At 61.9% G+C, this 14,228-nt stretch carries 10 protein-coding genes; 8 read left to right on the top strand and 2 right to left on the bottom strand.

The features are described from left to right. Positions 1–124 precede the first annotated feature (124 nt). Entirely contained in the window at positions 125–1,102 is a 978-nt protein-coding gene (locus HHL09_RS00640) for a helix-turn-helix domain-containing protein (protein WP_169452572.1), read from the bottom strand. Between the two features lie 115 nt (positions 1,103–1,217). Here HHL09_RS00640 and HHL09_RS00635 point away from each other — a divergent pair, with 115 nt between their 5' ends. From HHL09_RS00635 to HHL09_RS00600, 8 genes are all read left to right on the top strand, one after another. Then, positions 1,218–2,255 (top strand): TIM barrel protein, encoded by a 1,038-nt coding sequence (locus HHL09_RS00635; RefSeq protein ID WP_169452571.1) that lies wholly within the window; start codon positions 1,218–1,220, stop codon positions 2,253–2,255. Between the two features lie 22 nt (positions 2,256–2,277). Beyond that, positions 2,278–3,105: a class I fructose-bisphosphate aldolase gene (locus HHL09_RS00630; protein WP_169452570.1), complete on the top strand. Its 828-nt coding sequence runs from the start codon at positions 2,278–2,280 to the stop codon at positions 3,103–3,105. 33 nt (positions 3,106–3,138) lie between these two features. Continuing rightward, positions 3,139–4,503: an FAD-binding oxidoreductase gene (locus tag HHL09_RS00625; RefSeq protein ID WP_240963705.1), complete on the top strand. Its 1,365-nt coding sequence runs from the start codon at positions 3,139–3,141 to the stop codon at positions 4,501–4,503. Positions 4,504–4,508: 5 nt separating this feature from the next. Beyond that, complete coding sequence (locus HHL09_RS00620; protein WP_169452569.1) at positions 4,509–5,816, top strand: (Fe-S)-binding protein; 1,308 nt, start codon at positions 4,509–4,511, stop codon at positions 5,814–5,816. Between the two features lie 23 nt (positions 5,817–5,839). Then, on the top strand, positions 5,840–6,985 hold the full coding sequence (locus HHL09_RS00615) for a Gfo/Idh/MocA family protein (protein WP_169452568.1): 1,146 nt from the start codon (positions 5,840–5,842) through the stop codon (positions 6,983–6,985). Continuing rightward, a complete protein-coding gene (locus HHL09_RS00610) occupies positions 6,982–8,025 on the top strand; it encodes a carbohydrate kinase family protein (RefSeq protein ID WP_169452567.1) in 1,044 nt (347 codons plus the stop codon). Before HHL09_RS00615 ends, HHL09_RS00610 begins: the two co-directional genes overlap by 4 nt. Before the next feature lie 92 nt (positions 8,026–8,117). Next, positions 8,118–8,975 (top strand): sugar phosphate isomerase/epimerase family protein, encoded by an 858-nt coding sequence (locus HHL09_RS00605; RefSeq protein WP_169452566.1) that lies wholly within the window; start codon positions 8,118–8,120, stop codon positions 8,973–8,975. A gap of 35 nt (positions 8,976–9,010) precedes the next feature. Further along, a complete protein-coding gene (locus HHL09_RS00600) occupies positions 9,011–11,857 on the top strand; it encodes a hypothetical protein (RefSeq protein ID WP_169452565.1) in 2,847 nt (948 codons plus the stop codon). Positions 11,858–11,919: 62 nt separating this feature from the next. Here HHL09_RS00600 and HHL09_RS00595 read toward each other — a convergent pair whose 3' ends face one another. Then, complete coding sequence (locus HHL09_RS00595) at positions 11,920–14,166, bottom strand: DUF262 domain-containing protein (protein ID WP_169452564.1); 2,247 nt, start codon at positions 14,164–14,166, stop codon at positions 11,920–11,922. Between the last annotated feature and the right edge of the window lie 62 nt (positions 14,167–14,228).

Raw genomic sequence — 14,228 nt, 5'->3', positions numbered from 1 at the left:
GGGAAACGTGAGAGGTGATGGCCGCTTGCTTGCGGGATGGGAGGGGACGCAAAGCAAATTGCATGTGGGTGCGGTGCATGCTGCCTTCCCTTGGATCCGCGGCGGATCATCTGCACCGCGATTTTCAGGCAGGAGGAAAGAGCGACCGGATGGATGGGTCCGGCTCTGCTTGCGGAGCGGTGCTCTTTTTGGACGGTGCAGGTTTGTCGGAGCTGCGGACGCGGAGGCGGAACTCGGTGGGATTGCACTTCATCTCGCGGCGGAACAGGCGATTGAAGAACGAGACATGGGGGAAGCCGCAAGCGAGCGAGATGTCCAGGATGCCGCGCTCGCTTTTCTCTAGCTCGCGACAGGCGGCTTGCAGACGCAGCTTGTTCAGGAAGCTGCTGTAGGAGTGTCCGGAGTGCTTCTTGAACTGACGCGCGAAGGTGGGGCGGCTCATGCGGGTGAGCTTGAGCAGATCTTCCAGGCGGACTTCCTCGCGGAAATTCGCGATGAGATGGCGGACCGCTTTTGCGATGATCTCCTGATGCGGGGATTCATTCGGGAGATTGAAGGCACCGCCCGAGAGCAGCTTGAGGTCGGGCTGCGGTGCGGCGACCAGGCGTGCGAGGATGATGAGGAGAATGCCGAGTTGGGCCGCGCCGGTGTTTTTCGGCAGCTCCTGCATCAGCTGGGAGATGACCTGTGCGGTCTTTCCGGAGATGGCCATGCCATGGCCCGAGCGCTGGAATAGCTCCGCGGTGGAGAGGTTCTCCGGAAAGCCCCAGAAGGGATGGTCCATCGGAAAGTGGAATTGGATGGAGAGCCCGCTGGTAACGCCATTCGTATGCCAGTAGTGGGGGAGCCTCTCGCCGAGCAAGACGAGGTCTCCGGGCGCGAAGGGTCCGATGTGATCACCCACGAAGCGGGTGCCCTGGCCGCGGAGGAAGAGGGTGAGCTCCATCTCGGTATGGAAGTGCCAGCGATTTCCCGCGCCGGCGACCCGCACGCTCTGCTGCGGGGAGATGATGGTTTCCACCTCACCGAGGCTGCGGTCCCATTTCAGGAGCCGGAACGAGTGCCCGCCGGGGGGAAGGATCTTTTCGCGAATGCCACGCATCGAAAACGATTGTAGCGGGTTTCGGCCGATCCGTAAAGGTAGGGTGAGACAATAGTGCCAGTGGTAGAGACGGAGTGTGTAGCGTGCAGCGGGATGTCCGGGTTTGCTTGCGGCGATGACCAGTAGCTACCGATTCTCCTTTGGCCCGTGGAATATCAGCGAAGGCGCCGATCCTTTCGGCCCGGCCGTGCGATCCGAATTCCCGCATGAAAAGAAATTCGCGCTCTACAAGCCGCTCGGCTTTGACGGCGTGCAATTCCACGACGACGACGTGGTGCCGGATCTGGACGAACAGAGCCCCGACGGGATCGTGCGGAAGTGTGCCGAAGTGAAAGGCATGCTCGATAACCAAGGGCTGGTCCCGGAGTTTGTCGCGCCGCGGCTGTGGTTCGCGCCGCAGACGATCGATGGCGGCTACACCTCGAACCGCGAGGCGGACCGGCGCTATGCGCAGGATCGCACGATGCGGACCATCGACATCGCCCGTGAGATCGGCTGCAAGGCGATCGTCCTGTGGCTGTCCCGTGAGGGCACGTACATCCGGGAGAGCAAGAATGGCCGGGTAGCCTATGAGCGCATTCTCGCGACGATCAATGCGATGTTGGAATACGACAAGGAGATCGAGATCTGGATCGAGCCGAAGCCGAATGAGCCGACGGACCAGGCCTATGTCCCGACCATCGGCCATGCGGTGGCGCTGGCCTATGCGTCCGTGGATCCGCAGCGGGTGAAGGGTTTGATCGAGTCCGCGCACGCCTTGCTCGCGGGGCTGGATCCCGCGGATGAGATGGCCTTTGCACTGGCTCACGGCAAGCTGGGGAGCGTGCACCTGAACGACCAGAACGGCCTGAAGTATGACCAGGACAAGAACTTCGGTGCGGCCAACCTGAGGGCGGCCTTCAACCAGGTGCGGGTGCTCGAGGAAGCGGGCTACGGAAGCAAGGGGGAATTCGTGGGACTCGACGTGAAGGCCATGCGAACGCAGGCGGGGGATTGCGTGACGGAGCATCTTTCCAACAGCCGCGCGATTTTCCTGCACCTCGTCGAGAAGGTGCGGAGCTGGGATCAGGAGCTGGAGCGGCAGATGATCGAGGCCCGCGATTATGAAGCGCTTGAGTTTGCCGTGATGAAGCATCTCATGGGGGTGAAGTGATTGATCGAACCCTCTCCTGAACATGAAACGCTTTCGTCTTAACCGTCTCTTCAATGCCAAGTCCGGCCGCTGCTTCGACGTGGCTGTGGACCACGGCTTTTTCAACCAGCCCGGATTCCTGCAGGGGATCGAGGACATGCGGAAGGTGGTGAAGGTGCTGGTCGATGCCGGGCCGGACGCGATCCAGCTCACGCTCGGCCAAGCCAGGCACCTGCAGGACCTGCCGGGACGCCACAAGCCCTCGCTGGTGCTGCGCACGGACGTCGCGAACATCTACGGGAAGGAGCTGCCTTCCTCGCGATTCAGCCTGATGATCGAAGAGACCATGCTCCAGGCGGTGCGGCATGATGCTGCCTGCGTGTGTGTGAATCTTTTCCAGATCCCGGGCGCCCCGGAAGTGCATGCCCAATGCGTGGAGAATATCCTGCGTCTGAAGCCTCAGGCGGACTACTACGGCATGCCGATGATGGTGGAGCCGCTGGTCTTCCAGCCGAACGAGATTTCCGGCGGCTACCAGGTGGACGGGGATGTGGTGAAGATCACGCATCTGGTCCGCCAGGCGGTGGAGCTGGGCGCGGATGTGATCAAAGCCGACCCGACCGATGACGTGACGCTTTATCATCAGGTGGTGGAGACGGCATCCGGGGTCCCGGTGCTGGTGCGGGGAGGTGGCCGCGTGAGTGACCGGGAAATCCTGGAGCGCACGCATGGCCTGCTCGCGCAAGGGGTCTCGGGCATCGTTTACGGGCGCAATGTCATCCAGCATCCGAATCCCAACGGGATCACCCGGGCACTGATGGCGATGGTGCATGATGACTCGGATGTGGACTCGGCTCTGGCGCTCATTTGAGCTATGACGGTGACCATGCCACTGGATGAATCCATGATCGCGGAATTCCGGAGTGCCGTGGGGCCGGAGCATGTGTTGACCTCGCCGGAGGACACGCTGCCCTATGGCTTTGATGGCACGGCGACGCTGCGATGTAGTCCCGGCGTGGTGGTTTTTCCGGGAAACACGGCGGAAGTCGCGGAGTGCGTGCGCATCGCGGGGCGATACGGAGCACCGGTCGTGACGCGGGGCTCCGGCACCGGGTTGAGCGGCGGGAGCGTGCCGGTGAAGGATGGCGTGGTGCTTTGCCTGGTGCGGATGGATGCGATCCTGGAAGTGGATCCGCGGAACCTCACGCTGCGTGCCCAGTGCGGTGCCATCACCTTGAAGGTGGATGAGGCAGCCGCGGCGCACGGGCTCTTCTATCCGCCGGATCCGGGTTCGCTCAAGATCAGCACGATCGGTGGGAACGTGGCGGAGAATTCCGGTGGCCTGCGCGGGCTGAAGTATGGCGTGACGCGCGACTATGTTATGGCGCTGGAGGTGGTGCTGCCGGACGGGAGCATCGCGAAGCTCGGCAACGGTTGTGTGAAGGACGTGGCGGGCTATTCCTTGAAGGATCTCTTCATCGGCTCGGAAGGGACCTTGGGGATCGTCACCGAGGTGCTGCTGAAGGTGCTGCCCCGGCCTGCCGCGCGGAAGACGATGCTGGCCACCTTCGAGGATATGGAGAGTGCGGCGAAGGCGGTATCCGCGATCATCGCGGCGAAGATTATTCCCTGCACGCTGGAGTTTCTCGACGGGATGACGGTGCGCTGCGTGGAGGAATATGCGGGCATCGGCCTGCCGGTGGATTGCGGCGCCCTTTTGTTGATGGAGACGGACGGGCATCCCGCTGCGGTGGAGGACGAGGCGGCGTGCATGGTGGAGATCGTGCGGGAACATGGGGCCCATGAGATCCGGACTGCCAAGGATGCTGAGGAGGGTCTGAAGCTTGCCTCCGCGCGGCGCAGTGCTTTTTCGGCGCTGGCGAGGGTGCGGCCCACGACGATTCTGGAGGACGTGACCGTGCCACGCTCCGCGCTGGCGGAGATGGTTGCTTACATCGCAGCCGTTGCGGCGAAGCACGGGCTGATGGTCGGCACCTTCGGGCACATGGGGGACGGGAACCTCCATCCCACTTTCCTCACCGATGAACGGAATGCCGATGAGATGGAGCGCGTGCATCTGGCGCTCGAGGAGATTGTCGCGAAGACATTGGCACTGGGAGGAACCATCACCGGAGAACACGGGGTGGGGCTCGCCAAGAAGATGTGGCTGAAGCGGCAGATGGGGGATGCCAGCTATGAATTGATGAAGCTTGTCAAAGCGTCCCTCGATCCGAGGGGGCTTCTGAATCCGGGGAAGATCTTCGATTGAACGCCATGACTCCATCTCTCCGGGAAATCGATTACTCCGTCCTCCAGCAGTGCATGCACTGCGGGATGTGCCTGCCGACCTGTCCGACCTACGACACGACGCGGCGCGAGCGGAACAGCCCGCGCGGGCGGATCGCGCTGATGCGGAGCATTGCCGATGGCGAACTGCAGTTGGGAAAAGAGTTCGCGAAGGAAATGAGCTACTGCCTCGGCTGCCTGGCCTGCCAGACGGCATGTCCTGCGGGGGTGGACTACGCGCGGCTTTTCGAAACCGCGCGCGCGGACATCGAGCGGCAAGGGATCCAGGACGAACCCTCGCGGATTTTCTGGCGCACCCTCACACTGCGGATCCTGTTCATGAACCCGCGGCTGCTGCGGCTGGCCGGCAGGGTGTTGTATTTCTACCAGAAAGCCGGCTTCGATCGCGCGATGAGGCGGCTGGGGCTCATGCGGCTGCTGCCCGGCAATCTCCGGCGGCTGGAGCCGCAGACCCCGCAGGTTTGTTCGCGGTTCTCCCACGATCTGATCCGCGCGGATGAATCGCCCGCGGGCGAAACGAGGCACCGCGTGGCACTGCTGACGGGCTGTGTCCAGGATCTCGCGTTCAGCTCGATCAACCGTGATACCGCGGACGTCCTGCTGGCGAATGGCTGCGCGGTGCATACACCGGCGTGGCAGCCGTGCTGCGGATCCCTGCATGCACACAATGGAGAGCCGGAGATGGCGGCGGTGCTGGCGCGGCGGATGATCGACCTGCTTCCGCCGGAAGAGTTCGACGCGATCATTACCAACGCCGGTGGCTGCGGTTCCCACCTGCGTCACTATTCCCACCTGCTGGCGGATGATCCGCGCTATGCGGAGCGAGCCCGCGAATGGGATCGCAAGGTGCGGGATATCCATGAATGGCTCGTCGCGATCGGACCGCGGGTTCCCGGGGCATCGCCTTTCGAATCCGAGACCACGGTGACGTATCACGAGTCCTGCCATCTCACGCACGGGCAGAAGATCGTGGCGCAGCCGCGGGTCCTTCTGCGGATGATCCCGGGGCTACGCTATGTCGAACTGCCCGAGGCGTCCTGGTGCTGCGGCAGCGCCGGGGTCTATAACATCACGCAGCCGGAGCAATCGGCACGGATGCTGGACCGGAAGATCTCGCACATTGCCGGGACCCGGGCGCTGGTGCTGGCCACTTCCAATCCCGGCTGCCATCTGCAGATCGCCCGCGGCCTCCGCGAGCAAGGTCTGGCCGTCACGGTGGAACAACCGGTGACACTGCTGGCCCGCGCCTACCGACGCGAAACGCTTTCCGCCTGACGGGCGGCTTCCTCGACTCCTTCATGAAAGACATCCACATAGGCATCATCGGCGGCGGCCTCATGGGCCGGGAAATGGCGAGCGCGTTTGCACGCTGGTGCGCGCTGACCGACGTGACGGTGCGTCCCGTACTGAAAGCCGTAGCGGACCTCAATCCCGCCACCTTGGAATGGTTCGACCGGATTCCCGCCTGCACGCTCAAGACCACCGACTACAAGGAGCTTCTCGCGGACCCGGAGCTGGATGTCGTGTATGTGGCCGTGCCGCACGATCTTCACGAGAAGATCTACCTGGATGTGCTGGAGGCGGGTAAAGACCTCTTCGCCGAGAAGCCCTTTGGAATCGATCTCGCGTCGGCCCGCCGGATTCTGGATGCCGTCCGGAAGAGCGGGAGATTCGTGAGATGCAGCTCGGAGATGCCCTTTTTTCCGGGAGCCCAGCGCGTCGTCGAGCTGGTCCGCGAGGGCGGATTCGGGCGTATCCTGGAAGTGACCTGCGGGTTTCATCACAGCAGCGACCTCGACCCTAACAAGCCTGCGAACTGGAAGCGGATCAGCGCTACCTGCGGGGAAGGCGGGGTGCTCAATGATCTGGGCATGCATGCGTGTCACGTCCCCTTGCGGCTTGGCTGGAAGCCCGGCAGCGCCTTCGCGCAGCTTCAGAAGGGATGGCCCCGCCGGCCGGATGGCAAGAGCGGGACGGTGGCGTGCGACACCTGGGACAACGCGGTGATTCACGCTTGGGCAGAGGAGAAGGGTGACGCATTTCCACTCCGTCTGGAGATGAAGCGAATGGCTCCGGGGGCGACCAATACCTGGTTCATCGAAGTGCTGGGAACCGATGGCGGGGTGCGTTTCAGCACGGCGGAGCCGAAGACCCTCCATGTCTTCGAGCGGGGCAAGGAACAATGGTGGAAGCGAACGGATCTCGGCTTTGCCACGCCTTTCAAGACCGTGACCGGAGGCATTTTCGAGCCGGGCTTCCCGGATGTGATCCAACAGATGTGGGCAGCCTATCTCATGGAGCGCGCGGGCGAACTGGGCGGACGCTTTGGCTGTGCCACGCCGGAAGAAGCGGTGGCATCCCATGAAATTTTCGCGGCTGCGCTGGAAGCGCATCAGCGTGGCGTCGTCGCCAGCATTCCTACTCAAACCGCCGGTCATCCATGAAAGAGGAACGCAAGGGAATCCTGGCGGCCGGCAATTTCATCGTGGATTACCTGAAGATCATCGATGCCTATCCCGAGCAAGACACGCTGGCGAACATCCTGGAAGAGCACCAGTCGAATGGCGGCGGTCCCTACAATCTCCTGAAGAACCTGGCAGCGCTGAAAGCGGGCTATCCGCTCCATGCCTGCGGGCTGGTGGGGGATGATGCGAATGGACGCTGGATCCTCGACGACTGCGCCGCGCATGGTATCCACACCGGGCAATTGCACGTTTCCGCGCTCAAGCCGACCTCACACACGGATGCGATGACGGTGAAGGAAAGCGGCAGGCGGACCTTTTTCCACCAGCGTGGGACCAATGATCTTTTCGAGCCTGCGATGTGCGATGTGAAGCGCGAGGGTGCGCGGATCTTCTATCTCGGCTACCTCATGCTTCTCGCGCGGCTGGACGCATTTGACGAGGCGGGCCGGAGCGGTGCCTCGCGATTGCTGGAAGAGGCAAGTGCGGCGGGAATGATCACCGCGGTGGATCTGGTGAGCGCGGATCATCCCGCTTACCGTGAAGTCGTGATGGGATCGCTGCCGTTTACCGATCACTTGTTCTTGAATGAGCTCGAGGCATCGAAGGTTCTCGGCAGATGTCTGTCACCGGACGAGCCGGAGCAACTCGCCGCGGCAGCCCGTGAGATCCTCAAGTCCGGAGTGCGGGGCACGGTGACCATTCACTCGGCGAGCGGTGCTGTCTCGGTGTCTGCCGCGGGAGAGGCGGTGGTGCAGGCGGCACTGGCGCTGCCCGAGGGATTCATTGCGGGAGCCACGGGAGCGGGGGATGCCTTCGCGACCGGATTCCTTCACGGCATCCATGAAGAACTGCCGCTATCGCGATGCGTATACCTCGCCGTGTGCTGTGCGGCGGCATCATTGAGCCACCCTTCGCCGTCTGCAGGAATTCCTCCGGTGGAGCAGTGCTTCGCGCTGGGAGAGCGGTTCGGTTTCATGCCATTTGGCATCTCGAATCCATCTCATCTCATGCAAGGATGAGACAATCATTTCGGGAACTGAGCGCGTGATCGTAGAGGCTGGCCGGGCAGGGGTGATAGCGTCCTTTCCGCACTATGAGACGTAAATCATCGATGAGCCGCGGCCGATTCCTGGCTGTCCTTGGAGGCGGCCTGACCTTGGGATCCCGCGCTTTCGGAGAGGCCCCCGTGGCAAGAGACGCCGATAGGATCAAGATCGGTTGCCAGAGCTATACCTTCCGTTTGTTTTCCATCCACGAAGCAATCGAGAAGACGGCGGCAGCGGGGGGCAACTGCATCGAGCTGTGCCTGGGACAGAAGCTGAGCCCGCAGGATGGAGCTTCCTTCGATCCGGGCATGAGCAAGGAGCAGATCGCGGCGCTGGGAAATCATCTCGCCAAGCATGGCATCAAGACCATGGGCTTCTACGCGGATATCCCGGCCGATGAGGCTGGTGCGCGAAGGATCTTCGAATTCGCGAAGAAGATCGGCGCGGAGTCCATCAGCACCGAGTCGGTGGGGGATCTCGATGCGATCGAGAAGATGGTGAAGGAATTCGACATCCGTCTGGGGTTCCACAATCACGCGAAGAATCCGGGCGATGCGAACTACAAGCTGTGGGAACCAGAGTATGTGCGGGATCTTGTGAAGGATCGGGATCCGCGAATCGGATCGTGTGCCGATCTGGGGCACTGGGCGACTTCCGGGCTCAATCCCCTGGCTTCTCTCAAGACCCTCGAAGGGAGAGTCGTGAACCTGCACATCAAGGACCGCAGTGCGATCGGCAAGGAGACGACGGACGAGATCCTGGGCCGCGGAGTCGTGGATATTCCTGCCGTGCTCCGCGAACTCAAACGGCAGGAGTTCGGAGGATGCCTGTATATCGAATACGAAACGAACTGGGAGGACAGCGTGCCGGATGTGAAGCAGAGCATCGCATTCGTCCGCAAGACCGCCGTAGCGTCGAGGTAAGTTTATTCCCGCAGGATGCCATGCGCTTGATCTCCATGTTTCTCCGTCCGGTCCCTTGGCTGGCATGTCTGTTCCTTGCTCCGGTATGGGTAGGGGATGCGGTTGCGTTGGATTACGGAGCCTTGCCTTTGAGGGGGGATCAGAGCCCCTTGCCCTACTATGCGACCAGCGGCGGGCGGGATGGAAAGCGATTCACCGATGCTGCGGTGAACCGCTACCGCATCTATGATTTCTACGCGCGGCAGGCGGACTACTACCTCGCGAATCCGTCCGACCGGCCGGAGTTGTTACCGCCATTTCCCGAACTGGATGGCGGGCGGCGCGGTCACTGGGGCGGGACCAATGACCGGGAGTCGGGAGCCTATGATCGCCCGAAGGGGCCGGATTTCACCACCGTGACCTCCCGTGCAGGGAAAGGGATTTTTCATGTCCTGGCAGGTCCGGCCCAGGATCCAGGGGTGATCGTGTTCAACGGCACCGCGGGTTGCTTCGAGGGGTTTTATCCGAGCGCGAGGATGTCGGCCCCGCGGCATACCTTCAGCTTCGAGGTGGATCGCTTCGGTTTCTCGATCGATGTCGCGGGCAAGGCGACCCTGGCGGGGGCTGGTGACGATTGGCGCTGCGAAGGGAGGAAGACGGGCCGCTTCACCGGCTACTATGTGCATGGTAGTTCAGCCGTGTTCCGCTCCGAGGTGGAGGGTGCCGGGTTGCTGGAGCGGCCTTCGATCATCGTGTCGAAGGATGGTTCGCAACGGTTTCTTTCCCGGGATTTCGAGTTTGTTTCCGGGCTTGAGAAGCCGGTGAGCTTCCAGCTCCCGCAGATCGCCGGGCTCCAGGACGGAGCCGTGGTGAAATGGAGCGCGCGGGAGATCCCGGGATCCGGCGGATGGCTGGTCCGCGGAGAGGCGGGAGATCTCGTGTGCCTGCACCGGGTCAAAGCAGCAGGCAGTGTGAAGCTCAAGCCGCAGGGCGGAGGGGCGGTGCTTGAGGTCACGGCGGCATCCGCGGGTGGCCGGTGGCGAGTGCTGAGTTGGGGGGGCAGCGGGAGCCTCGAGGACGGGATCCGTGCGGAGCTCCTCGCGGTGGCTGCGCAGGATCCGGCACCGTCTTCTCTTCTCGATGGCGGCCCGTCGCGCTTTGGCGAGACGATCGAGGTGGCCGGTGTCCTGGATGTGGATCCTGCCTGCCGCGGGGGTGCCTATGTGATCGATGACATTCCCGTGCCGATCGAAACGAATCCGTACCGCACACCGATGACGCTCAGCGGGATCGATTTCGCCGCGGATGGCAGCGCCTACGTGACGACCCTGGTGGGAGATGTCTGGAAGGTGACCGGCTTGGAAGGTGATCTCGGCAAGGTCGTCTGGAAGCGCTATGCTGCCGGGCTGGATCTGCCGATGGGCGTGGAGGTGGTGAATGGCGCGCCCCACGTCAATGCGCGGCGCTTCATCTTCCGTCTGGTAGACTTGAACGGGGATGGAGAGGCGGATTACTACGAGCGCTTCAGCCGCGAAGACATTCCGCAGGCGGATGATGCGGGGCGCGACTTGCATCGAGATGCTGCGGGAAATTTCTATTTCAATGCGAGGTCAGGGATATTCCGGATCGCGGCTGATGGCAGCGGTCTCACGAAGGTGGGAGAGGGATCCCGGAATCCGTTCGGCTTGTCGGTGCGCAAGGATGGACTGGTCTTTTCGGATTCGTCGGAGGGTGAGAGCAACAACGGGACCTGCACGATTTATGAGTCCGCTCACCCCGAGAACGTCGCCTCCACCGCGAAGCAGCGCCGGATCCTCTACCTGCCGCGCGGGGTGGACAATTCACCGGGGAGCCGTTTGTTCCTGGACGAGCCGCGCTTCGGGCCCTTGGGGCAATCGCTTCTGGGCATCAGCTATGGCACGGGCGGGTGGTACTACATGGTGCGGGATTCCGCCGAGGGGACGCCGCAGGCAGCGGTGGTGCCGATGCCGGGAAGCTTCGCGAGCGGAGCCTGCCGTGTGGCGGTGCAGCCGCGCGACGGCCAAGTCTTCGTCGCGGGGCTCGACGGTTGGGGCGACTACGCCGTTGCGGAGGGATGCTTGCACCGCGTCCGCTGGACCGGCCGGGAGAGCGCTGTGATGACCGGGTGGAAGGCCTGCAAGAACGGGCTCTTGCTCACGTTCAAGGATCCTCTTGGCCCGCAGGTTCCTGCTCCGGAGAAGTGGTTCGTCCAGCAATGGAACTATGTGGATTCCACGAAGACCTATGGCTCGCCGGAGTATTCGGCGAGGTTTCCTGGAAGGATCGGCCATGACCGCCTGGAGGTCCGCTCGGTTCAGCGGACGGATGAGGGAGGGCTTTTCCTGGAAATTCCGGGGCTCCTGCCATCGATGTGTCTCCAAGTGCATGCGCGGATGGGACAGGGGGATGAAGAGCCGTGGTTGCTGGATGCCTATTTCACTCTCAATCATCTGATGGCGGACAGCCCGCTCGCCGCGGCATCCGGTGAGGACAAGCCGGTGGTGCTCCGCGTGCCCGAGGAAGATGCCAACGGGGATACTTATGAAAACGTGGTGAGTTTCTTCGACCAATTGTACGGTCGGACCACGGCGGGACGTGCGGAGAGTGCGGCCATCGCCTACCGGCGGGAGGAGCTGAGCTATGCGTGGCTGCGGAAGAACCTGATCGATGCCCAGTGCATGCCGTGCCATGGCGCGGGGACCCAGCATGACTTTACGACCTACGAGGGGCTGATGAAGAAGGTGGACCCGGCGAACCCCGGCAAGAGCCCGATCCTCGGCATGCTCCAAACGAAGAGCATGCCTCCGTACCCGCTGCCCTCCGTGCCGGCGGCGACTTGTGAGGCCGTGCTGGAATGGATCAAGCAGGGCGCGAAGGAGTAGCGGATGCAGGGTGGCGGGACATGCTGTAACTCGCACGGTTCCGTCAGGGCCCCAAACCCACCTCAGGCAGGGGAATGCCAGGCGAGTAGCTCGGGAAGCACGATGGACTTTATTCCAACGGACTCATACCAGTCTTGATAGATGGCGAGATACCGCTGCCGGATTGCAATTGCAAGGCTCCGGGCCGCGTGCTCGTTCAGTCGGGCGTTGTCTCCGTGGGAAAATGCGTCGATCTCGGTCTCAGACCAGATCAGGCTATCCCTCATCTGCTGGGGTCTGCCGCCCAGCTTTTCCTTCGCCGTCCGCTTCTCATCCGAACGGTTGTCCTCGAAGGGCCATGCCCGCAGGTTACCGATGCAATTGCCCCACTGGCGGCAGAAGTCGGCGTAGGCTCCCGATTTCGCGTTGTAGAAGTACGCGCTTGCATGGAGGTGATCGAAGTCCCAAGGGCGGTTATGGTTCTCCCATAGGTCCCTGCGGGAAGGATCATAGCTGGGAAATCGCCGGTGGAGGTAATCCCTTTGAGCATACAGCAAAAGTTCTTTGGACCAGACGGTGCGCTGGAGAAAAGGCTTCCAGTCTGTCTCTCTCGTTGTCTTGTCTTCTTGTGGGAAGGACTCGATGAGCGAGGACCACCATTTCCAGTGGGGCAGCTGTTCGTCATCGGGAATAAGGATAAATTCCTGAACCTTTTCCGGAGCCTGAGGAAGGATCACCCGGTTCCCCGCGATGGTCAACGCCATGCCTCTCCTCACGCTTTCAGGGGAGATCTCCCCGGAGATGGATTCCAGAAGCAGGTCGGCGATGGCCGCTTGCTCTCCCGGTTTGCTGAACCAGTGGTAGATGGTGGCCAATCCGGGCAGAAGTTCCTTCCATGCTGGATTCTTGCCACATTCATTTTCCCGCAGACGGTCCGCCAAGTGAAGAAGGAACAGGAAGATGTCCGAGCTGCTCCGTGCGAAACTTGCGACAAGCACCGGGGGCAAGCCGGTGAGCGCGTTTTCGGGATCATAAGTAAGCCATTCATCTACTTGGGCGCAAGCATTGGCCAGACGGTTGAAGCCCGATGTTCCGTTGCCGATGAAGGATTCGATCTTCATCCGTTGTTGGTAGGAGACCGAGGGCTCTTCTCCCTCGGAAGGCGGCAAGGCCTTCGCGATCGCGCGTAGCCTGGGAATTGTGATGCCTCTGGCAAGTTTGGTGCTGCCTGGGTCGGTGAGCGCCGTCCGGATCGCCAAGGAGACGAGATGGGAGGCCGGTAGCCTTCGGGTCGCAACAGCATCGATGAGATTTGCGACTTCGGGCCAATAGGCCTTGATCAGGGAGTAGGCCAATTCCTCCCCATCAAGCGGCTTGCCTAGGCGATTGAGCCGGCTGAAAAGATGCTCGATGCTGGAAATTTCTGCACGCCCCTCATCGGCAACTGCCCGCTCCTGTTGGGATTGGGCGAGAAGATCCGGCGGTGCTTCGATTATCACCACCCGGGTCCTCTCCACTCGCAGAAGCGCTGCGTGGATGGTTTCCAATGAGGGTGAGTTTGTTCCTCTCGCCAGTGCCTCCAATGCCAGGGTCGGCCACCTCCGGATCTTGGCTTCCTGCTCGAGGCGTTCTTTAACCTGGTTCCAAAATTCTAGCTTTGGAGTCGGCTCTCCCGAATCGTCCGTCAGAAAGCGAGTGAGCCATGACAGCGGCACCGGTGCATTGCTCCGCCAAGGAAGCAGATCGCGAGAGAGGGGACGGTGCTTGGGTGCCTCCTTGCCATAGTATTCCCATTCAACGGCGTCTCGTGCTTCAGATGCGGCCAGACGTCCTGCGCTGTCGTCCGGCTGATATCCCCATGGGTGAGCTAGCGTAGTGACGCGAGTGAGGAACTCGCGGGTGCTGGAGTTCGGGATCTGGCGGCTCTCCGCTTCGGAGTTTGGGATCCCATCCGGTGCGAGATCGAGCCATAGGATTGATTCCGAAGCGTTTCCCCTGACCTTTGTCCCACTGCCATCGAAAGGGTCATGATACCCGAGCGTGATTGCATTGCATCGCTGCTGGCCGTCGAGCAAATGATGAGTGATGCCTGTCTTGGTGCCACGTTCCTGCTCCTCGAGCTTGGATGTGACCACAAGGCAGCCGATGGGGAATCCGCGGAGGATGGAGTCCCAGAGCAGCTCGACTTGCTGGGGACTCCATACAAGTCCGCGTTGCAAGGCCGGAACACTCGCTTTGATCTGAAAGGGAGCATTGAGATCTTCGAGGTCCCATGCGGCAATCTGTTTGAGACTGATGACGTGAGGTTTGCTAAGGTCAGTAGGGGGCATGAAAAGGGGAAATGGAAGGAGCGCTCGCAGGAGCCGATTCGAGGGAGACGTCAGCCAGTCGG

The organism is Luteolibacter luteus (assembly GCF_012913485.1).
GTDB lineage: Bacteria > Verrucomicrobiota > Verrucomicrobiia > Verrucomicrobiales > Akkermansiaceae > Haloferula > Haloferula lutea.
This window is presented reverse-complemented; position numbering and strand designations above follow the sequence as displayed.

Excerpts from the sequence above, each read along its gene's own strand:
- HHL09_RS00640 (WP_169452572.1), bottom strand. The coding sequence starts at position 1,102 with ATGCGTGGCATTCGCGAAAAGATCCTTCCCCCCGGCGGGCACTCGTTC.
- HHL09_RS00635 (WP_169452571.1), top strand. The coding sequence starts at position 1,218 with ATGACCAGTAGCTACCGATTCTCCTTTGGCCCGTGGAATATCAGCGAA.
- HHL09_RS00630 (WP_169452570.1), top strand. The coding sequence starts at position 2,278 with ATGAAACGCTTTCGTCTTAACCGTCTCTTCAATGCCAAGTCCGGCCGC.
- HHL09_RS00625 (WP_240963705.1), top strand. The coding sequence starts at position 3,139 with ATGATCGCGGAATTCCGGAGTGCCGTGGGGCCGGAGCATGTGTTGACC.
- HHL09_RS00620 (WP_169452569.1), top strand. The coding sequence starts at position 4,509 with ATGACTCCATCTCTCCGGGAAATCGATTACTCCGTCCTCCAGCAGTGC.
- HHL09_RS00615 (WP_169452568.1), top strand. The coding sequence starts at position 5,840 with ATGAAAGACATCCACATAGGCATCATCGGCGGCGGCCTCATGGGCCGG.
- HHL09_RS00610 (WP_169452567.1), top strand. The coding sequence starts at position 6,982 with ATGAAAGAGGAACGCAAGGGAATCCTGGCGGCCGGCAATTTCATCGTG.
- HHL09_RS00605 (WP_169452566.1), top strand. The coding sequence starts at position 8,118 with ATGAGCCGCGGCCGATTCCTGGCTGTCCTTGGAGGCGGCCTGACCTTG.
- HHL09_RS00600 (WP_169452565.1), top strand. The coding sequence starts at position 9,011 with ATGTTTCTCCGTCCGGTCCCTTGGCTGGCATGTCTGTTCCTTGCTCCG.
- HHL09_RS00595 (WP_169452564.1), bottom strand. The coding sequence starts at position 14,166 with ATGCCCCCTACTGACCTTAGCAAACCTCACGTCATCAGTCTCAAACAG.